Raw genomic sequence first — 21,881 nt, 5'->3', positions numbered from 1 at the left:
GGGGTATATTTATTATGATGAAATATTTACAAAGATTAGGTAAGTCATTAATGCTTCCAGTTGCATGTCTACCAGTTGCAAGTATCTTTATGGGTATTGGTTACTGGATTGACCCAACAGGTTGGGGAGCAAATAGTGTATTAGCAGCTTTTTTAATAAAAGCAGGTAGTGCATTAATTGATAACATGGCGATTTTATTTGCTATAGGTGTTGGAGTTGGAATGTCTGATGACAGTGATGGAACAGCTGGTCTTGCAGGTCTTGTTTCATGGTTAATTATTACAACATTATTAGCACCAGAATCAGTAGCATTCTTCAAAGGTATACCAGTGGAAGAAGTAGCAGCAGCATTTACTAAAATACAAACTCAGTTTACAGGTATTATATCAGGTTTAATAGGAGCTAGTTGCTACAATAAATTTAAAAAGACTAAGTTACCAGACGCATTATCATTCTTTAGTGGAAAACGATCAGTTGCAATCGTGACGGCAGGTGCATCAGTTTTAGCAGCATTAGTGTTATTCTTTGTATGGCCAGTAGTTTATAATGCATTAGTAGCATTTGGAGAGTCTATAGTTTCTACTGGAGCAGTAGGTTCAGGTATATATATGTTCTTTAATAGATTATTAATACCAGCAGGTCTTCATCATGCGCTTAATTCAGTATTCTGGTTTGATGTAGCTGGAATAAATGATATAGCTAATTTCTGGGGAACAGCAGGAGCAGTAGGAACTAAAGGTGTTACAGGAATGTATCTTACAGGTTTCTTCCCAGTAATGATGTTTGGACTACCAGCAGGAGCACTTGCAATGTATCATACTGCAAAAGATAAGAAGAAAAAAGCTGTATATGGATTATTATTAGCAGCAGCTATATCTTCATTCTTCTCAGGTGTTACAGAGCCATTAGAATTTGCATTTATGTTCCTAGCACCAGGATTATACTTTATACATGCAGTTTTAACAGGTATATCAGGAGTAGTTTGTGCATTATTACCAGTAAGATCAGGATTTAATTTTAGTGCAGGATTTGTAGACTGGTTTTTAAGTTTTAAAGCTCCAATGGCTGAAAACCCATGGATGTTAATACCAATAGGTTTAGCATTTGCTTTAATTTACTATGTAGTATTCCGCTTTGCTATAGTTAAATTTAATTTACATACACCAGGTAGAGAAGAAGATGAGGTCGAAGTAGACAATACTTCAAATGTTTTAAACAATAACTCTAGATTTTCAAATAATAGCTTTACTGAAAAAGCAGAAATTATATTAAGAGGTCTTGGCGGAAAAGAAAATGTAACATCTATTGATAACTGCATAACTAGACTTCGTTTAGAAATAAAAGATCAATCATTAATAAATGAAAAAGTTATTAAATCATCAGGTATATCAGGTATAATTAGACCAGGTAAAAATAGTATACAAATTGTTGTAGGAACACAAGTACAGTTTGTAGCTGATGAACTTGAAAAATTGTATAACTCAAATATATAATAAGGTTTAAGTAAAAAAGATATTGTGGACTCACAATATCTTTTTTTATTTTGGAAAATATTATTGACAAATAAAAAAATGAGCTATACTATAGCTATAAGATACCCGTAGGGGGTATTGAAAATATAAATTAAAGCGGCTGAAATATATATAAAATTCGGTTTATAGATATAGCATCTATAAAAATATGAAAGGAGATACAAAATGAGTAATACAGTAAAAAGAAGTTTTAAAGTAACTGGAATGACATGCTCAGCTTGTGGTAAGGCTGCAGAAAGAGCTGTAAAAAAAGTTGATGGAGTAGTTGATCAAAGTGTAAACATGGCTACAGAAAAAATTCAAATAGAATATGATAATAGTAAAGTTAAATTTGAAGATTTAGAAAAAGCGGTAAAAAAAGCAGGGTACAATTTGATAGAAGATGTTAGTTATAATAAGATAGATTTCAAGATAGGTGGAATGACTTGTGCATCTTGTGCAAAAGCAATAGAAAGAGCAGTTAAAAAGTTAGATGGGGTAGAAAATATTAATGTAAATGTAGCTACAGAAAAAGCTACTATAAACTATGATACATCTAAATTAAAATTAACTCAAATAAGAAATACTATAGAAAAAGCAGGATATAAAGTATTAGAAAAGAGCACAACTAAAGATTCAAATGTAGATGAAGATAAGTTGAGAAAAGAAAAAGAAATGAAAATACTATTTACAAAGTTCTTAGTTGCAGTAGGATTTTCTATACCACTATTTTATATAGCAATGGGACCTATGATATCAAAACCATTTGGACCATGGCCAGTGCCAAATATTATAGATCCAATGGCAAATCCATTAAACTATGCTTTAATTCAATTAGTATTAGTAATACCAGTAATGGTAGCTGGAAATAAGTTCTATACAAATGGATTTAAAGCACTAATTAACAAAAGTCCAAATATGGATTCATTAGTAGCAATAGGAACACTAGCAGCATTTTTATACAGTGTATATACAACAATTCAAATGGCTACTACAGATATGGTAGCAGGTCATGGGCATCATCAATTGTACTATGAGAGTGCAGGTATAATAATTGCACTTATATTACTTGGTAAATATTTAGAATCAAAATCAAAAGGTAAAACAAGTGAGGCTATAAAGAAACTTATGGGTCTTCAGCCTAAAACGGCAATAGTTATAAAAGATGGAAAAGAAATAGAAATACCAATAGAAGAAGTTGAAGTTGGAGATATAATAATAGTTAAGCCAGGTAGTAAGATACCTGTAGATGGTATAGTAATAGAAGGTCACACTTCTGTAGATGAGTCGATGCTTACAGGAGAAAGTATACCTGTAGAAAAGAATATAGGAGATAAAGTTACAGGAGCAAGTATTAATAAAAATGGTAGCATAAAATTTAAAACAGAAAAAATAGGTGCAGATACTGTACTATCTCAAATTATAAAATTAGTTGAAGATGCACAAGGTAAAAAGGCACCAATAGCAAAATTAGCAGATACTGTATCAGGGTATTTTGTACCAACAGTTATAGCTATATCTTTATTATCAGCATTACTTTGGTTTGTAGTTGGAAGTAAGGACTTAGAATTTGTTCTTACAATATTTATATCAGTACTTGTAATAGCTTGCCCATGTGCCCTAGGTCTTGCAACTCCTACAGCAATCATGGTAGGTACAGGTAAAGGTGCAGAAAATGGAATATTAATAAAAGGTGGAGAGGCTCTAGAGTTAGCTCATAAGATAGATACGATAATATTTGATAAAACTGGAACGATAACAGAAGGAAAACCTCAAGTTACAGATATAGTAGTAAGTAATGGTGTAAATGAAGATTATTTATTATGCATAGCATCAAGCGCTGAAAAAGGTTCAGAACATCCACTAGGAGAAGCCATAGTAAAATTTGGTGAAGAAAAAAATATTGAATTTATGAAGGTAGAAAAATTCAAAGCTATACCAGGACATGGTATAGAAGTAACTATAGATAATAAAAATGTTTTACTTGGAAATAAAAAGCTTATGGATGATAGAAATATAAGTCTAGGGGATTTAAAAGATAAATCAGATGAATTAGCCACACAAGGTAAAACACCTATGTATATAGCTATGGAAAATGACCTATCAGGAATAATAGCAGTAGCAGACGTAGTTAAAGAAAGCAGTAAAAGAGCTATAGAAAAACTTCATAGTATGGGAATAAAAGTAGCTATGGTAACAGGAGATAATAAAAAGACTGCTGATGCAATAGCAAAAGAAGTTGGTATAGATATAGTACTTGCAGAAGTTTTACCACAAGATAAATCAAATGAGGTTAAAAAACTTCAAGAACAAGGAAAGTTTGTTGCTATGGTAGGGGATGGAATAAATGATGCTCCAGCTTTAGCTGAGGCGAATATAGGTATAGCAATAGGAAGTGGAACAGATGTAGCTATGGAATCTGCTGATATAGTTTTAATGAGAAGTGACTTAATGGATGTTCCAACAGCTATAAAGTTAAGTAAAGAAACTATAAAAAATATTAAACAAAACTTATTCTGGGCATTTGCATACAACACAGTAGGAATACCAATAGCAGCAGGTGTACTATACATGTTTGGTGGTCCCTTATTAAATCCAATGTTTGCAGCAGCAGCTATGAGTTTAAGTTCAGTATCTGTAATTAGTAATGCACTTAGACTTAAAGGATTTAAAGCATATAAGTAATAGATTAAAAATAAAGCATAAAAAGACTATGGATATAAATTTATATTCATAGTCTTTTTTATGTATTTTTATAAAGGAATATAGAGTTTTTTGTAGAAATTTAATTAATCACTAAATTTTAATATAAGGAGAAATTTTATATGAATAGCACAGTATTTGATGTAATAGTTATAGGTGCAGGACTTGGTGGAATACGTTGTTCACAAGAACTTTTAAAAAATAATTTAAAAGTATGTATGGTAACTTCGAAAGAATTTTGTTCTGGAGCTAGTTTTTACCCTGGGACTTGGGGACTTGGAATGATTGGACCTAAAGATGAAAAAGATAAGAAGGATTTATTAGAAAATATAAATAGAGTTGGATGTAACTTATCTAATCCACAATTAAGCTCTATTTTGGTGGATAGTGTGAATAATGAAATCGATTTACTAATAGAACAAGGGATAAATTTAAAAAAGTCTGTGGATAAAGATGGAGTTGTTCCATGTTTTGATTCTAATAAAAGAAGATGGTTTGGTTTTGATTTCAAAAGTGCAAAAGAAGTATTTAGTAATATGCTAGATAATGAAAGTTTTACATTAATATCAAAAACTAAAGTTATTGATATTTATAATAAAGGAAAGAGCTCTAAGGGAGTTTTAATAGAAAATAAGGATAAATCAATAGATTTAATAAAATCAAAATCAATAGTAATAGCATCTGGAGGCTATACTTCTTTATTTAAACATAACTTTTCTCTTGAACTTGATTCTCCTATAGTTCAGTACTTGGCTAATAAAATAGGATGTGAACTTATTAATCTAGAATTTGTTCAATTTATACCAGCGTATATAAAACCTATGTATAAAACTATTTTTAATGAAAGAGTTTTCAAATATATAAATCTTAAGGATAAAGATGGAAATGACATTTTAGAAAATATAGATGATATAGATACTATAATGGATGAAAGGTCAACGTATGGTCCATTTACCACACGTCTTAGATCAAGTATAGTTGATAAAACATTATTTAAATATTATCAAAAAGATAATAATAGTGCTTGCTTTGAGTATCCCAAAAATATAGATAGTATAAACGATACTTTAATATACAATTATTTTAAGTGGATTAGTGAATCGAAAAAAGATATCAATGATAAAATACATATAGTACCATTTGCTCATGCTTGTAATGGTGGACTTAAAATAGATGAAAAAGCTTGTACTACAGTAGATGGAATATTTGCATGTGGAGAGGTAACTGGTGGAGTTCATGGTGCCGATAGAATCGGTGGATTATCTACTTGTAATGCATTAGTTTTTGGTGCTATAGCAGGAAGAAGTGCCAGTGAATATTGTAGATCAAATAATTTTGAAGATTTTAATATAAATAGTAATTATAGTGCAGAATATAATTTAGATGATTATAATAAATTTAAAAATGCTATATCTGAAATTAGAGAAGTGTTATATACCGAAGTTTCTATATTAAGAAGTGAAAAGAGTATTAAAAATGCTAAAAATAAGATTAATAGATTAAAAGTAAGTATCTCTAATATTAAACTTTCAATAAGTGATAAATCTATGCTTGATAGTTATATAAATTTTTCACTTATACTTTTAGATGCTATGATTAAACAAGATAAATCTATTGGATGCCATTGTAGAATTGATTAATAGTTAAGATGTTAGTAGAAATACTAACATCTTTTTTATAGTCATAAAATACTAAACTTATTAATCTGATATATCAATATGTATTTTTTTCATTAAGTAACCATGGTAATTTTGCTCTAAAAGACATTTCAATTACAGGAGTTGGAAATGTCTTAGGTACTAAATTACATTCGTTTCTAAATCCTACTGAAAAATCTTCTCTAATATTAATCATAGTAAAAACTTCTTGAAAAGTTAATATACTTCCAGAAATATGGTAAAACCCATCATAGATAAGTAATCCATTATCATCTTTATATGGTATATATACTTCAGCAGCTTTGTCCATTTCAATACCCAGTTTTTCAAACAAATATTTTATTTCGATAGGAAAATTGTTAATTGCAAGTAAATAGTTTCTACAACTTGCGCAATTACAATTTTTTGTTATTTCATAATAACTTTTATAAAAATTTTTTGTAACATCCTTATCGATATCTAAAATATATGTTCCTATCTCTAGCTTCAAACAATTCACCACCTTAATAAGACTTCAAATAATTTTACATATTTATTATACAGAAAAACTAACTATAAGTTAATTTAGATTTTTAGTATTAATATCATTTATAATAGAATGTATATGTAAAATTTTAAATAAAAATATCGGGATTTAATGGAAAATATGAAATATTTCCTAGGTAATATGTAGATAAAAGCTGAAAGTGAGTAGAATATAATTAAATTATATAAATTTTGAAAATAATTTTACATTATAACAATAATGCTTATATTAGTTGTATAATAGAAGTTATTAAAAATATAGTAATTAAAAAATAATATTAGATAGATAATTTAAAATAGGAATAAGGGTGATAACGTGGACTTAAATATAATAGAAGATATATTAAAATTTAATACGGATAGAACAAAATTCAACAGTGGATTTACTATGTATAAAAGAAATAGAATTATTAACGATTATTCAAAGATAGAAGGAGATAATGTTATATTTTATGCAACTATTATAGATGAATATCATAGACAAAATTATACTGCTATGATAAGTATTAATCTAAAAACTAGAGTAGTATCAAATATAAGTTGCGATTGTAGTGGATCAATATCAAAAGATAATAAGGCTCAAATATGTCCTCATATGGTTGCAATAGCTCTTAATGGTGTTAATAATCTAAAAAATGTAAAAACACAAGAATCTTATAATGAAGGAATAACAATAAATCCTCAAGTAATAGTAAATATAACTCAGTCAAGAAATGGTCATATGGGTATAAATTTAAATATTGATGGAGTTGATAAAATAAATTATAGAAGAATATTTAATTCTTTTAAAGAAAATAAAAAGTTACATAGACTTTCAAATGGAGATTACTTAGATTTAGAAGATGAAAATTTAGTAAAAGCCCTTAAATTAATAGATGTATTAGGGATATATAATGATTTTGAAAATATGAAAATACCTAATAATAAAGCTTTATATTTAGATAATTTCATAGAAGAAGAAAATATAGACTTTATAGATGGAAGACAGTACGTAAGTAATATAATTAAAAAGTTTAAAAAGAACTCAAAAATAGAATGTAGAGTCCCTAAAAATTTAAATGCTAAACTTAGAGACTATCAAGTTAGAGGATTTGAATTTTTTACAACATTATCAAACTATGAATTTGGATGTATATTAGCAGATGAGATGGGGCTTGGTAAAACTATTCAAGCAATAGCATTTTTACTATCTCAAGTAAATAAAAGAAGTATAGTAATAACACCGACAGCTCTTATATATAACTGGAAAAATGAGTTTGATAAATTTGCTCCAGATTTGAAAATAGGAGTAGCTCATGGAAATAAAGTAGAAAGAGATAAAATAATAAATAACATTAATGATTATGATGTTATATTAACTACTTACACAACGTTTAGAAATGATTTAGATAAATATGAAAATATAAGTTTTGATTATTGTGTTATAGATGAAGCACAAAATATAAAAAATCCAGATTCAATTATTACGAAAACTATAAAAAGTATAAATGCTAAAGTAAGATTTGCATTAACGGGCACTCCCATAGAGAATAATTTATTAGAACTATGGTCAATATTTGACTTTATAATGCCAGGTTATCTATATCATAAAGAAAAATTTAAAAGTATATTTGTAAATAACGATAAAAGTACAAGTGAGCTTAAAAAACTTATAAAACCATTTATGCTTAGAAGAACTAAAAAAGAAGTTATATCAGAACTTCCAGATAAAATAGAGCAAAAATTCTTTGTACAATTAGATAAAGGCCATAGAAAATCTTATAATGGATATATAAAACTTATAAAAGAGAAGATAAAAGAAGATAATCAAAATAATATAACTGTATTTTCTTACTTAACTAAAATAAGACAGTTATGCTTAGCGCCAGAGTTAATGGTTAAAAATTATATTGGTAAAAATTCTAAAATAGATATATTAGTAGATATAATAAATGATTCAGGGGATAAAAAGATACTGGTATTCTCTCAGTTTACAAAAGTACTAAGTATAATAGGACAAAGATTAGAGAACGAAAAAATCTCATATAGCTATTTAGATGGAAAAACTAGTGCAGAAGATAGAATTAAATTAGTTAATGAATTTAATAATAAAGAAGATAAAAAAATATTTTTAATATCATTAAAAGCAGGAGGAACAGGACTTAATTTAACTAGCGCAAGTATGGTTATTCATTTTGATCCTTGGTGGAATCCTGCTGTTGAAGACCAAGCAAGTGATAGAGCTCATAGAATAGGTCAAAAAAATGTTGTTAATGTTGTAAAGCTTATTGCTAAAGATACTGTTGAAGAAAGAGTAATTGGCTTACAAGAAAATAAAAAGGAGCTTATTGAAGATATTATAGATGGTAATTTAGATAATAGTAATACACTTAAAAATTTATCTAAAGATGATATAATAGATTTATTTATATAAAGTGCTTTTGTAAAACCAAACTTTATATTTACCAATAATTCTATAATATACAAAATAGTTAATTAAATGATATAATTATTTTAACAAATAATGATTTAAAGGAGTTTTTAGACTATGTCATTTTTTAATAAGATAGCAGGTTATGGATCAGTAGATAATCAATGTGAGGATAAGATAAGAGAATATTTACTAGATGATGAAGAAGTTATTATCGGATTTACATTTATAAGAGATTCTATAATACTTACTAATCATGGGCTTTATAGAGTAGATGTTCAAGGATTAAGTGGGAAAAAAGTAGAAGTAAAGTTCTTCCCTAAGAAGAATATTAAGAGTATATCTTTTGAAACAGCATCAACAATGGATTTAGATGTTGATATAAAAATAGGTGTTGATGGAAACACAGTGGTTACTCAAAATACATCATACAATGCTCCTATATCATTTAAAGTACCTAAAGCTCAAACAGAAGAAGCTAAGCAAATAGTAAGACTTGTAAAAGAATATTATCTTTGTAAATAAGATAAAAGAGATTGCGATTAATATTGCAATCTTTTTTTATACCTTAAATTAATTCTCAAACTTTAATAAATATAAGAGTATGTTTGAATTTATTGTCCATAATAAAATTAGGGTTAGTTAGATTTTGAATGAATAAAAAAAGAAAATATATAATTAAAGTTTATAAAAAAACGAAATATAAAATTTATAATGTTGACAATGTTCGATAATGTGAGTAAAATGTAAATATAAAATCAAATTTCGACAAAAATATTCGTTTTTTATAAAATATCTAGAGAGGGAGTTTGCACATTATGAAAAAGAAAGGTTATTATATGTTATTTATACCGTGTGTAATATTAGTAGCATACTTTATGATAGTTCCTTTAATTGGAACTATATTACCAACGTTTACTAATACGACAGATGGAATGTTTAGTGCATATACATCATTTTTTAAAGATGAATATATGATGAGTATATTTATTAGAACTATAAAGATATCATTATTATCGTCAATAATATGTATGTTTATTGGAGTACCAGTAGCATATTTCATATCAAGAACATCTAAAAAGTTAAGAGGGTTATTTATTGCATTGACAGTATTTCCAATTTTAACGAATTCTGTTGTTCGTTCGTTTGCATGGATGAGTATCTTAGGAAAAAATGGAGTTATCAATAGCTTACTTATTAAGCTTAATTTAATAACAGAACCATTATCACTTTTATATACTGAAGGAGCTATTATAATAGGTACTGTATACATATTCTTACCACTAATGATAATATCTCTTGTTGGAGTTATGGAAAATGTTGAAAATGATTTATTAGAAGCAGCTGAAAGCTTAGGAGCTAACAAATTAAAAGCATTTTTTAAAGTTATATTCCCATTAAGTTTACCAGGATTAATAGTTGGAACTGTATTAGTATTTACAGGTTCTTTAACTGCATATACAACACCTCAATTATTAGGTGGAAATAAAAATACAGTTTTAGCTACATTAATATATCAAAAGACTATGACATTAGGAGATTGGCAAGGAGCTGCAGTAGTAGCAACTATAATGATTATAGTTACATTAATAGTTATAAAAGGAATCAACTTCCTAGCATCAAGATTAGATAAGAGAGGTGTTTCTTAAGATGAAAAAGAGTAAATTTTTAACGGCATTTGTTGTATTAGTATATATATTCTTATTTGCACCATTAGCTATAATTGCTATGACAAGTATAGGAACGGAAAATTATATAGCATTTCCTCCGAAAGGATTTAGTTTACAATGGTTTACAACTGTATTTAAATCAGAAGCTTTTGTTAGCTCTATGATAACAAGCTTAACGATATCAGGTATAGCTACATTAGCTGCATTAGTTATAGGTATGCCAGCAGCTTATGGGTTAAGTAGATATGATTTTAAGGGCAAAGCAGCTATTAAAAGTTTCTTCTTCTCACCGCTTATAATACCAGGTATAGTAGTTGGGTTTTCATTATTCCAATTCTTACTAGTAAAGTTAAATCTTTCAGTAAATATGAGTTTATTTATTGGACATACATTAGTAATAATACCTTACATTATAAGGGTTGTAGGGTCTAGTTTAGAAGTATTTGATTATTCGATAGAAGAAGCAGCTATGAGTTTAGGATGTAAGAAATCACAAACTTTCTTTAAGGTAGTATTACCAAACATAACATCAGGAGTAATGGCAGCATTTATGTTAGCTTTTATAAATTCATTTAATAATGTTCCAGTATCAATGTTTTTAACTGGTCCAGGTGTGTCTACATTACCTATAACAATGATGAACTATGTTGAATATAACTATGATCCAACAGTATCAGCATTATCAGTAATACTAATGATATTAACTATTGGAATTATGTACATCTTAGAAAAGACATTAGGTCTTAACAACTTTGCAGGATAAAGTTATAACTAATAAAGACTTGGAGGATTAGTAAAATGGATTTAATAAAATTACAACATATAAATGTTTCATATGATAAAAAGAATAATATATTAGAAAACTTAAACCTAAATGTTAAAAAGGGGGAACTAGTATCTCTTCTTGGGCCAAGTGGATGTGGAAAAACTACAACACTAAGAGTTGTTGCAGGGTTTATAGAGCCAACAGCAGGTAAGTTTTTATTAGAAGATAAAGATTATACAAAAATACCTGTTCATGAAAGAAACTTCGGTTTAGTATTCCAAAGCTATGCGTTATTCCCACACTTAACAGTTGAAGAAAATGTAGCTTTTGGATTAAATATGAAAAAAGTACCAAAGGATGAGATAAAAGTAAAGGTTGCAGATATTTTAGAAACTGTAGATATGTCTCATTTAGCAAAAAGATATCCTAAAGAATTATCAGGTGGTCAAAGACAAAGGGTTGCTATAGCAAGGGCATTAGTTATAGAACCGAGCTTATTACTTTTAGACGAACCATTAAGTAACCTTGATGCTAAGTTAAGACTTAAAATGAGAGTTGAAATAAGAAAACTTCAACAAAAACTTGGGATAACAACATTATTTGTTACACATGATCAAGAGGAATGCTTCTCAATATCAGATAGAGTAGCAGTACTTAATAAAGGAGTTATAGAACAATTTGATACTCCTGAAAATATTTACTCAAATCCAGCTACTGAATTCGTTGCAAGATTCGTAGGGTTTGAAAACTTTATTGATTTAAAGAAAATTTCAGATAACACTTATGTTAATGAAAGTGGAGTTAAATTTAAGGTTGATAGAGATAAGGATAAAACACAAGTAAAAGCAACTATAAGACCAGATGATATAAAAATAGTTGATGAAGAATTAGAAAATACGATAGAGGGCACTATAGAAATAAGAACCTTCCTAGGTAAGGCTTACCAATATGATGTTAAAACATCTATGGGTAGTATAATTGTAAATAGTGAAAATAGTGTTATATATGAAAAAGGAAATAAAGTAAGACTTCAATTACCATCAAATAAAATAGTTATATTATAGGATAAAGGAGAAAAACTATGAACAAGAAAATTTTAACATTATTATTAACAGGTGTGATTTCAGCGACAGCTTTAGTTGGATGTGGAAAATCAGAAGAATCTGCATCAAACAAAAAACTTATAGTTTCCACTTGGGGATTAAATGAAGATGTATTAAAGAAAGAAGTATTTGAGCCATTTGCTAAAGAACATGGAGTAGAATTAGTTTTAGAAGTTGGAAATAACTCTGAAAGATTAACTAAAATGAAAAATAATCCAAATTCAAATATAGATATAACTTATTTAGCAGAATCATTTGCTGAGCAAGGAATAGAAGCAGGAATATTTGAAAAAATAGACTATTCAAAAATACCAAATTCTAAAAGTATAAATGAAAAAGCTAAAGCTACTGTAGAAAGAGGATATGGTCCAGCTTATACATTAAATAGTATAGGAATAGTAGTAGATCCATCAGCAGGTATAGACATAAAATCATGGGAAGATTTATGGAAGCCTGAGTTAAAAGGAAAAATAGCTATACCAGATATAACAACTACTAATGGTGCTGCGGTAGTAAGTATAGCGGCTCAAAAAGCAGGTGTAGATATAACTAAAGATAAAGGTGAAGCTGCATTTAAAGAATTAGAAAAATTAAAGCCAAATGTTGTTAAAACTTACTCTAAATCATCAGATTTAGCTAATATGTTCTCAAGCGGAGAAATAGTAGCAGCAGTAGCTTCAGATTTTGCATTTGAAACAATAGCAAAAGCTAAGCCAGAAGTTAAAAATGTAATACCTGAATCAGGAACTTACTTAAACTTCAATACAATAAATATTAACAAAAATTCAAAGAATAAAGATTTAGCTTATGAATTTATAAACTATGCTTTAAGTCCAGAAGTTCAAGAAAGAGCAGCTAAAGCTTTAAGTGAAGCTCCAGTTAATGGCGAAGTTAAATTAAATGAAGAAGATGCTAAGAATTTAACATACGGAAAAGTGTTAGAAAATGCAAAAGTAATAGACTTTAAATTTGTAAATACATTAATGAATGAATGGATTAATACTTGGAACAGAATAATGAACTAGTGTTAAATAGGTGAGACTATGGAAGTACAATTAATTATAAAAAACTTAAAAGTATATAATAGTTACTTTAAACAGTTTATATTAGGTGATGTTATAATACATGAAGGTAAGTTTATTCATATAGGGGAAAACTATGACGACAGACTAACATCTAATAATATTATAGACGGTAATAATAAGTACATGATTCCAGGACTTGTAGATATACACATGCATATAGAGAGCTCAATGACAATTCCAAGTGAATTTTCAAAGGCTGTCATAAAACAAGGGGTCACTACAGTTGTAGCTGACCCTCATGAAATTGCAAATGTTTTTGGGGTTGAAGGAATTAAAGAATTTTTAAAGGAAGAAGAAAAGGTAGATATATTTTATGGAATACCAAGCTCAGTTCCATCAACATCGTCAGAACTAGAAACTACTGGGGGACAAATAGGAGTAAAGGAAGTAAGAGAATTATTAAATTATGATAAAGTTTTATGCTTAGGAGAAGTAATGAACTTTAAAGATTTAATAGATGATAAAACTTCTAAAATTAATAATATAATAAACTACGTTAAATATAATAATAAAAATATACCTTTAGAAGGTCATTGCCCCAAAATAGAAGGTGTAGATTTATCTCTTTATTTATGTAGTGGAGTCAATGGAGACCATACTCAACAAAGCGTGAAATCTCTAGAAGAAAAAATTAGGAATGGTATGTTTATAGAAGTTCAACATAAATCTATGACTAAAGAAAATATGAGTTATTTGATAGAAAATAATTTATATGAGCATTTTTGCTTAGCAACAGATGATGTAATGGCAGATAAACTTTTAGATGGACACCTTAATAAGTTAGTTATAGAAGCAATGAATTTGGGGATGTCACCAGAAAATTCCATATATGTATCAACGTATACTCCAGCTAGAAGAATGGGATTATTTGATAGAGGAAGTATAGCTCCAGGAAAGATTGCAGACTTTATTTTACTTAGTAATTTAGAAGAATTTAAAATAGAAGAAGTTTATAAAAATGGAGAACAAGTATACAGTAAATCGAATGGGATAAAAAGAGAATATTTTAAAAATAAAAGTACTATAAAAAAAGAATTTTATAATAGCATAAAATTAGATAAAATTATTAATGATGATTTATTAGTAAAAGTTTCTAATAAATATTTAGATAATGTTACATGTAGAACAATGAAGGTGTCTGAAAATACAACATTTACACAGGAATGTGAAAAAACTTTAAAACTAGATAATCAAATACTTAAGTGGGAAAATAATGATTGCGCATTAATAGCTGTATTTGAAAGATATGGTAAAAATAATAATGTATCTTTTGGATTAGTAGAAGGTAGTATATTAAAAGAGGGCGCAGTTGCAACTACATGGGCTCATGACCATCATAACCTTATGGTAATGGGAAATAATGTAGATGATATGGTATTAGCTGCAAATAAAGTTATTTCACTAGGTGGAGGATATGCAGTAGCTAATAAAGGTAGTATATTAGCTAATTTAAGTCTACCAATAGGTGGAATAATTAGTGATGAACCTATTGAAATACTAGGAGAAAATTTAGGTAAAGTAAGAAGTGCTATGAAAGATTTAGGATATAATCATATGAATGAGATAATGTCATTTAGTACGTTATCACTACCAGTAAGCCCGGCGCTTAAAATCACAGATAAAGGATTAATAGATGTGGGTAAAAATAAGATTATCTCTTTATTTAAGTAATAGTTAGAACTATAAGAATTAGACTATGTATATACATAGTCTAATTTAATATACTTATACTTTGGAGGATAATATGAACACAAAAGATAAAGTAACTATATTAAAAAATATTACTATACTTACAATGAATGGAAATAGAGATATTATAGAAAATGGATTAGTAGCATTTAAAGATAATAAAATAATATATGTTTCAGATAAGAATATAGAAGAAGAACTTAAAAATGAATATGATATTGAAATTATAGATGGAGACGAAGGGATATTAATGCCGGGTATGATAAATTGTCATACACATGTTTCAATGGTTCCATTTAGAAGTTTAGCAGATGATTATAAAGATAGGTTAAAAAGATACTTGTTTCCACTGGAGCAAAAATTAGTAGATAAGGAACTAACTTATATAGGAGCGAAATATGGTATAGCTGAGATGTTGTTAGGAGGAGTCACAACATTTTGTGATATGTACTATTTTGAAGATGAAGTGGCAAAAGCTGCTAAAGAAATGAATATTAGAGGCATATTATGTGAAACTATAGTAGATTTTCCTTCACCAAATGCAAAAGAGCCATTTGGAGGATTAGAGTATTCAAAATGGTTTATAGAAAAATGGAAAGATGATAATTTAATAACTCCAGGGATAGCTCCTCATGCACCGTATACAAATACTGATGAATCTTTAAAAGAAGCATACAATATAAGTAAAGAATATAATGTTCCATTAACTACTCATTTAGCAGAAATGGATTATGAATTAAATGAGTATAAAGAAAAATACAATTTAACACCGGTTGCTTATATGGACAAATTAGGGATTTTAGATTCTAATTTTATATCAGCGCATGCTGTTCTAGTCGATGATAATGATATACAAATATTAAAAGAAAGAAATGTTAAAGTATCTCATAATATAGGGGCAAATTCTAAGGGAGCAAAAGGAGTAGCACCTATTATAAAAATGAGAGAAAAAGGAATTGATGTAGGATTAGGAACTGATGGACCGATGAGTGGAAATACATTAGATATAATAACTCAAATGTCTCAAGTGGGAAAAGTACATAAATTATTTAATAACGATAGAACACTAATGCCATCAGTAGAATTGGTAGAAATGGCAACAATTGGCGGGGCAAGAGTTCTTGGAATTGATAAAGAAGTTGGATCAATTGAAGTTGGAAAAAAAGCTGACTTAACTTTAATAGAAACAAGTTCTGTTAATATGCAACCTATATACGACTATTATGCTGCTATAGTGTATTCGGCTAATCCTTCTAATGTAGATACTGTTATAGTAGATGGAAAAGTAGCGGTAAAAAATAAGAAATTAGTAAGCGCAGACTTTAAAGAGATTAGAAAAAATCTCATAGATTTGAAAGAAAAAATAAATAATGTTGCTAAAATACTTTAAATTATTAAAAATAGATATTGATTTCAATCAATATCTATTTTTATAGGGATTATAAACCATATAATTTGTGTATAAATTATAATAACTATCATGTATTTGTAACTATCCATATTTTAGGATATACTAAATTATTGGATATTTAAATTGATAAATATATCCTTGCATAAGGATTAAAGTAAGTAAAAGGAGGTTGAAAGTATGAGTGAAATAATTAAATCAAATAGAACAAAAGGAATAATATGTATAATAGCATCGGCATTAGGATTTGCTCTTATGTCAGCATGCGTAAAATTAGCTGGTGATGTACCAAATTTTCAAAAAGTATTTTTTAGAAACTTAGTGTCAGCATTAGTAGCACTATATTTAATAATGAAGCATAAAGGAAGTTTAACTGGTAAGAAAGAAAATAGGAAACTTTTAATTCTTAGATCGACTTTTGGAACTCTAGGTGTAATTCTTAACTTTTATGCTATTGATAAATTAGTTTTATCAGATGCAAATATGTTAAATAAACTTAGTCCATTTCTTGTAGTGATACTTTGTGCTATATTTTTAAATGAAAAGATAAATAAAATACAAATAGGATCAATTATAATAGCATTTATAGGAGCGTTATTTATAATAAAACCTACATTTAGTATAGAAGTAATACCTTATATTATAGGGGTTATGGGAGCTTTATTTGCAGCATCTGCATATACTTGCTTAAGAGCTATTGGAAATAAAGAAGAGCCTTATACTATAGTATTTTTCTTCTCAATGTTTTCATTAATTACAATTTTACCAGCATTTATATATGTATACGAACCAATGACATTAGCTCAATTATTATATTTAATTTTAGCCGGAGTATTTGCTAGCTTAGGTCAATTTGGAATAACTTTAGCATATAGATATGCACCTGCTAAAGAAATATCTATATTCGATTATAGTAATATAATTTTCTCTGCAATCTTAAGCATATTTTTATTTAATCAAATACCGGATATGCTAAGTATAGTTGGATATTTAATAGTATTTTCTGCAGCATTTTATATATTTTTATATAATAAAAAATTAGACAAAATAGAAAATAGTAAATAAGTATTAAAAAAGCGTTTGAATTAATTTAATATATATAATAATATTGATGTGTAAAAAATTAACTTAAAATAAATGATAAGGTGTGAATAAATGGACGATTTAAAAAAAGCAATTGATGAAATAACTAGCCAAGATATAATTAAAATAGTTATAAGTAACAAAATGAATAAAGATATTGAGTACAATAAAATAGCATTTGGATTAAAAGAAAATAATAAAGGAAAGTATTATCAAATAGAAAAATACACAGATAAGCAAGTATTTCATGAAAATATTGACAAAGATGATTTAAATGAGAAGGTTGAAAAGTACTTATCAGGGAATTATAAGAACTTAGCTGCTTGGTCAAATGATAGTACATTTGACTTAAAAATATCTAAAAAAGGTAAAGTATTTTTAGGAAAAAAGAAAAGTGATAATGAAAACCTTGTAAATAAAGGACACAATAAAGAAAAAAATTATATTCTTAAAGAAGGTATGATAATTCAACCTCTTATAGATTTAGGTGTATTTACTAAAGAAGGTAAAGTAGTTAATTCTAAATATGACAAGTACAAGCAAATAAATAGATTTGTTGAAATTATTGATGATGAAATTAAAAAAAATGATTATAAAGAACTTACTATACTGGATTTTGGATGTGGAAAATCTTACTTAACATTTGTACTATATTATTACTTTGTAGAAATTAAAAAAATTAATGTAAAAATGATAGGTTTAGACCTTAAAGCTGATGTAATTAAAAAATGTAATGATATAGCTAAAAGATATAATTATGAAAATCTACATTTTGAAATCGGAGATGTTAATGGGTTTAAATATAATAATAAAGTAGATATGGTAATTACGTTACATGCATGTGATACAGCGACTGATTATGCTTTATACAATGCGATAAAATGGAATAGTAAAATGATTTTTTCTGTTCCTTGTTGCCAACATGAGTTTAATCATCAAATGAAAGCTAAATCTTTAGATATATTAACTAAATATGGAATAGTTCAAGAAAGAGTAGCAGCACTTATGACTGACGCAGCTAGAGCTAACTTATTAGAAAGCGCTGGATATAAAACTCAGCTTTTAGAATTTATAGATATAGCACATTCTCCTAAGAACATACTAATTAGAGCTTCAAAAGGAAATATATCTAAGGATAAAAAAGAAAAATCATTAAATGAAGTTAAGACTTTAATGGATCAGTTTAATTTTAATCCTACATTATTTAACTTGTTAAAAGAAGATAATTTGATTTAATATATAAAACCCTGTATCTATAAAAAATTAGTTACAGGGTTTTTTATCTATATTAATTCAATTGATATTTTTAGTATATATCCTTCTTTACTTGCAGAAGTTAATTCATTTAAAATTTCTTTTATATAAGAATGATTTCCTATTTTTAGATCATTTTTTTGTATATAATCATACATTTTATCAATGGTAGATTCTACTGTTACATAATATCCTTTATGGTATCCAACTAAATATAGACCTTTTTTCTTAATATGCATTTTAGAAGTAGGAGTATTTTTATCTACTAATTGTAAGGCACGTTCACGCTCTAGTTTATACCCATTACCTGTATGAGCAATATCTAATAATAAGCATATTGAATCACTAAGATCATAGTGGTGAACATACTCACTAAGATTATCTTTAATAATTTCATACATATCCTCATCTGTAGAAACCTTTAGGGATCTACCTAGAATATAGTATTCTTCATTATGATATTCAATATTAAATGTGGAAAAGTCAATATTAGAAGCAAATCTAATTTTATCAACTCGATTTTGTAGTGTATGTTGAAGATTTTTTAACTTATTAATTTCTTTATCGATATCATTAATTTTATCTACAAAGATTTCTTCTATTTGCTTAGGAGTACGATTGTCTAGATGATACTTTATTTTAGATAATGGCATTCCTAAGTCTTTCATAATAGATATAAAGTAAAATAAGGTTAGTTGTTCATGGGAGTATAGTCTATATCCATTATCATCAAAAGCTTCAGGTTTTAAAAGATCAATATCATCATAATGAAATAATGTATGCTTTTTTACGTTACAAAGCTTTGCAAATTCTCCTGTTGAAAGATATCTTAAATTTTTTCTCATATTTTTAAATCTCCTATTGACTATAGTGTTACCCTATATCTTATTATATCATAATAGAATAATAAGAATTCAAGGAAGTGAAAATATAATTTATTAGCTTTATACGAATTAATATTTAAGAAGAGGAGAATGTAAAAATGGATAATAGAAATGTTGCACTAGGAAGTGGTAGCATTGGTAAATTACTTTTAAATTTAGCTGTTCCAACAATAGTTGCACAAATGGTAAACCTACTATATAACATAATAGATAGAATATTTATAGGTAGAATGCCAAATGGAGAATTGGCAATGGCAGGTATTGGAGTGGCAATGCCTATAATAATGCTAGTTTCTGCATTTAGTGCATTAATTGGTAGTGGTGGAGCTCCATTAGTAGCAATTAAAATGGGAGAAAAAGATAATGATGAAGCTGAAAAAATAATGAGTAATAGTTTCTCTACACTTATTGTACTATCATTAATTTTAACGACAATATTTATAGTTTTTAAAGAACAAATACTTTGGGCATTCGGTGCAAGTGAAGCTACTATAGGATATTCTATGGATTATTTAACAATATATATAATAGGTACTATATTTGCACTAATATCTGTAGGTATGAATCCATTTATTAATACTCAAGGATTCACAAAAATAGGAATGTTTACGGTATCTATAGGTGCTTTGATAAATATAATTCTTGACCCTATATTTATATTTGGATTTGGAATGGGAGTTAAAGGTGCAGCGCTTGCTACTATAATAGCCCAAGCAGTTTCTGCAATTTGGGTATTAAAATTTTTACTTGGAAAGAAAAGTATTCTAAAAATTAGAAAAAAATATTTATTACTAAGTAAGAAGGTAATATTACCTGTACTGGCTTTAGGTATAGCACCTTTTATTATGCAAAGTACGGAAAGTTTGGTATTAATTAGTTTAAATAATCAATTATCAAAATTTGGTGGAGACTTAGCTATTGGTGCTATGACTATAATGAGTAGTATAATGCAAATAATTACATTGCCACTTATGGGTCTTACCCAAGGTGCACAGCCAATTATAAGTTACAACTACGGAGCTAAAAATTTAGATAGAGTTAAAAAAGCATTTAAGTTATTAATAATAAGTTGCTTAATTTACACAGTTACAATGGTTACATTAATAATGCTGTTACCATCTGTATTTGTAGGAATATTTAATAATAAACCAGAGCTTGTTGAAATAACATCATGGGCGATGAGAATATACTTCCCAGGTATGGCAATATTTGGGGCTCAGATAGCTTGTCAACAAACATTCTTAGCATTAGGGGAAGCGAAAATTTCTTTACTATTAGCATTATTAAGAAAGGTAGTATTATTAGTCCCTTTAATATTTATACTTCCAGCTATATTAGAAAATGGGTTCCAAGCAGTACTATTAGCTGAGCCAATTTCTGATATTTTAGCAGCAACAACTACTCTAATTTGTTTTATGATATTTTATAAAAAGACATTAAATTCTAATCTTGAAGGTCAACAAGATATATAGAAATATAAAAAAGAGTATCCCTTAATAATTAAATTATTGAGGTATACTCTTTTTTATCTTATAAAAAGTACATAAAATTTATCGTATTGTCGCAAAAACTAATCAATTTTACAAAGCTAATTGAAAAATAGTATAAAAAATTATAAATTTTATTAGTACATTATTGAATTTAATTGAAATTATAAGGGGGATAATGTTTTATATGTCGATTATGGATGATATAAAAAAGTTAAAAGCTAAACTAGAATTCGAGATAGAACAATATGATTTAGCTAAATTAACACATAATAATATAGTTGGGATAAGTCAAGAACTAGATGAATTAATTATAGAGTACATGCAAATAGAGAGCGATGATTTATATAGAAAAAATAAAATGGAAACTTCTAATAGCTAACAATATATGATTTAATTTAAATATCACTAATGGTCGATTTATCAAAAATAATAATCGTTTTTGTAAAGTGTATTGATTATTTATATTAAAAAAATTATTATTATAATAATGGGTTTTATTATAATATTTACTTAAAAGCTTAATATGTATTATAAAATAACTCTAAATGGGGAAGTATAGTATAAATTAATAATTATAAATATTCGGAGAAATAGAATTCACTAATGTGTTAGTGAATTCTATTTCTGTAATTACATATGCTT

17 protein-coding genes are annotated in these 21,881 nt (G+C 27.5%); 15 read left to right on the top strand and 2 right to left on the bottom strand.

What is annotated here, in order from left to right; genetic code table 11:
* Positions 1–14 precede the first annotated feature (14 nt).
* The 3 genes from nagE (at position 15) to JWF52_RS11545 (ending at position 5,854) form a co-directional block, all read left to right on the top strand.
* Positions 15–1,493 carry an N-acetylglucosamine-specific PTS transporter subunit IIBC gene (nagE, locus tag JWF52_RS11555; protein ID WP_208333715.1) on the top strand — a complete coding sequence of 493 codons (1,479 nt, stop codon included), beginning with the start codon at positions 15–17 and terminating at the stop codon, positions 1,491–1,493.
* A 204-nt stretch (positions 1,494–1,697) separates the two neighbouring features.
* A complete protein-coding gene (locus JWF52_RS11550) occupies positions 1,698–4,196 on the top strand; it encodes a heavy metal translocating P-type ATPase (protein WP_208333714.1) in 2,499 nt (832 codons plus the stop codon).
* Between the two features lie 140 nt (positions 4,197–4,336).
* The gene (locus JWF52_RS11545; RefSeq protein ID WP_208333713.1) at positions 4,337–5,854 is read left to right on the top strand and encodes an FAD-dependent oxidoreductase; all 1,518 of its coding nucleotides are present in this window, start codon (positions 4,337–4,339) and stop codon (positions 5,852–5,854) included.
* Between the two features lie 73 nt (positions 5,855–5,927).
* Here the strand turns inward: JWF52_RS11545 and JWF52_RS11540 are convergent, their stop codons facing one another.
* On the bottom strand, positions 5,928–6,362 hold the full coding sequence (locus JWF52_RS11540) for a hypothetical protein (RefSeq protein WP_208333712.1): 435 nt from the start codon (positions 6,360–6,362) through the stop codon (positions 5,928–5,930).
* 351 nt (positions 6,363–6,713) lie between these two features.
* Here JWF52_RS11540 and JWF52_RS11535 point away from each other — a divergent pair, with 351 nt between their 5' ends.
* The 10 genes from JWF52_RS11535 to JWF52_RS11490 all read left to right on the top strand — a co-directional run bounded on the left by JWF52_RS11535 (position 6,714) and on the right by JWF52_RS11490 (position 18,847).
* Positions 6,714–8,810, top strand: coding sequence for a DEAD/DEAH box helicase (locus JWF52_RS11535; protein WP_208333711.1), 2,097 nt, complete (start codon positions 6,714–6,716; stop codon positions 8,808–8,810).
* Between the two features lie 114 nt (positions 8,811–8,924).
* Entirely contained in the window at positions 8,925–9,332 is a 408-nt protein-coding gene (locus JWF52_RS11530) for a PH domain-containing protein (protein ID WP_208333710.1), read from the top strand.
* A gap of 293 nt (positions 9,333–9,625) precedes the next feature.
* On the top strand, positions 9,626–10,456 hold the full coding sequence (locus tag JWF52_RS11525) for an ABC transporter permease (RefSeq protein WP_208333709.1): 831 nt from the start codon (positions 9,626–9,628) through the stop codon (positions 10,454–10,456).
* 1 nt (position 10,457) lies between these two features.
* A complete protein-coding gene (locus tag JWF52_RS11520; protein WP_208333708.1) occupies positions 10,458–11,240 on the top strand; it encodes an ABC transporter permease in 783 nt (260 codons plus the stop codon).
* Positions 11,241–11,275: 35 nt separating this feature from the next.
* On the top strand, positions 11,276–12,307 hold the full coding sequence (locus tag JWF52_RS11515) for an ABC transporter ATP-binding protein (RefSeq protein ID WP_208333707.1): 1,032 nt from the start codon (positions 11,276–11,278) through the stop codon (positions 12,305–12,307).
* A gap of 17 nt (positions 12,308–12,324) precedes the next feature.
* Entirely contained in the window at positions 12,325–13,371 is a 1,047-nt protein-coding gene (locus JWF52_RS11510; RefSeq protein WP_208333706.1) for an ABC transporter substrate-binding protein, read from the top strand.
* 18 nt (positions 13,372–13,389) lie between these two features.
* A complete protein-coding gene (locus tag JWF52_RS11505; protein ID WP_208333705.1) occupies positions 13,390–15,102 on the top strand; it encodes an adenine deaminase in 1,713 nt (570 codons plus the stop codon).
* 73 nt (positions 15,103–15,175) lie between these two features.
* A complete protein-coding gene (locus JWF52_RS11500; protein ID WP_208333704.1) occupies positions 15,176–16,510 on the top strand; it encodes an amidohydrolase in 1,335 nt (444 codons plus the stop codon).
* Positions 16,511–16,708: 198 nt separating this feature from the next.
* Positions 16,709–17,593, top strand: coding sequence for a DMT family transporter (locus JWF52_RS11495; RefSeq protein ID WP_208333703.1), 885 nt, complete (start codon positions 16,709–16,711; stop codon positions 17,591–17,593).
* A gap of 90 nt (positions 17,594–17,683) precedes the next feature.
* The gene (locus JWF52_RS11490; protein WP_208333702.1) at positions 17,684–18,847 is read left to right on the top strand and encodes a class I SAM-dependent methyltransferase; all 1,164 of its coding nucleotides are present in this window, start codon (positions 17,684–17,686) and stop codon (positions 18,845–18,847) included.
* A gap of 47 nt (positions 18,848–18,894) precedes the next feature.
* On the opposite strand, the gene JWF52_RS11485 is transcribed toward JWF52_RS11490, so the two are convergent.
* The gene (locus tag JWF52_RS11485) at positions 18,895–19,710 is read right to left on the bottom strand and encodes a MerR family transcriptional regulator (RefSeq protein WP_208333701.1); all 816 of its coding nucleotides are present in this window, start codon (positions 19,708–19,710) and stop codon (positions 18,895–18,897) included.
* Between the two features lie 137 nt (positions 19,711–19,847).
* On the opposite strand from JWF52_RS11485, the gene JWF52_RS11480 reads away from it, so the two are divergent.
* A complete protein-coding gene (locus JWF52_RS11480) occupies positions 19,848–21,221 on the top strand; it encodes an MATE family efflux transporter (RefSeq protein WP_208333700.1) in 1,374 nt (457 codons plus the stop codon).
* A gap of 202 nt (positions 21,222–21,423) precedes the next feature.
* Positions 21,424–21,618 carry an aspartyl-phosphate phosphatase Spo0E family protein gene (locus tag JWF52_RS11475; RefSeq protein ID WP_208333699.1) on the top strand — a complete coding sequence of 65 codons (195 nt, stop codon included), beginning with the start codon at positions 21,424–21,426 and terminating at the stop codon, positions 21,616–21,618.
* Positions 21,619–21,881 lie beyond the last annotated feature (263 nt).

This window comes from Clostridium sp. CCUG 7971, assembly GCF_017590215.1.
Classification (GTDB): Bacteria; Bacillota; Clostridia; order Peptostreptococcales; family Peptostreptococcaceae; genus Faecalimicrobium.
Note: the sequence above shows the minus strand (reverse complement) of the source record. Positions and strands in the feature narration are given on the sequence as shown.

Coding starts and splice junctions, on each gene's coding strand:
- nagE (WP_208333715.1), top strand. CDS start 15: ATGATGAAATATTTACAAAGATTAGGTAAGTCATTAATGCTTCCAGTT.
- JWF52_RS11550 (WP_208333714.1), top strand. CDS start 1,698: ATGAGTAATACAGTAAAAAGAAGTTTTAAAGTAACTGGAATGACATGC.
- JWF52_RS11545 (WP_208333713.1), top strand. CDS start 4,337: ATGAATAGCACAGTATTTGATGTAATAGTTATAGGTGCAGGACTTGGT.
- JWF52_RS11530 (WP_208333710.1), top strand. CDS start 8,925: ATGTCATTTTTTAATAAGATAGCAGGTTATGGATCAGTAGATAATCAA.
- JWF52_RS11525 (WP_208333709.1), top strand. CDS start 9,626: ATGAAAAAGAAAGGTTATTATATGTTATTTATACCGTGTGTAATATTA.
- JWF52_RS11520 (WP_208333708.1), top strand. CDS start 10,458: ATGAAAAAGAGTAAATTTTTAACGGCATTTGTTGTATTAGTATATATA.
- JWF52_RS11515 (WP_208333707.1), top strand. CDS start 11,276: ATGGATTTAATAAAATTACAACATATAAATGTTTCATATGATAAAAAG.
- JWF52_RS11510 (WP_208333706.1), top strand. CDS start 12,325: ATGAACAAGAAAATTTTAACATTATTATTAACAGGTGTGATTTCAGCG.
- JWF52_RS11505 (WP_208333705.1), top strand. CDS start 13,390: ATGGAAGTACAATTAATTATAAAAAACTTAAAAGTATATAATAGTTAC.
- JWF52_RS11500 (WP_208333704.1), top strand. CDS start 15,176: ATGAACACAAAAGATAAAGTAACTATATTAAAAAATATTACTATACTT.
- JWF52_RS11495 (WP_208333703.1), top strand. CDS start 16,709: ATGAGTGAAATAATTAAATCAAATAGAACAAAAGGAATAATATGTATA.
- JWF52_RS11490 (WP_208333702.1), top strand. CDS start 17,684: ATGGACGATTTAAAAAAAGCAATTGATGAAATAACTAGCCAAGATATA.
- JWF52_RS11485 (WP_208333701.1), bottom strand. CDS start 19,710: ATGAGAAAAAATTTAAGATATCTTTCAACAGGAGAATTTGCAAAGCTT.
- JWF52_RS11480 (WP_208333700.1), top strand. CDS start 19,848: ATGGATAATAGAAATGTTGCACTAGGAAGTGGTAGCATTGGTAAATTA.
- JWF52_RS11475 (WP_208333699.1), top strand. CDS start 21,424: ATGTCGATTATGGATGATATAAAAAAGTTAAAAGCTAAACTAGAATTC.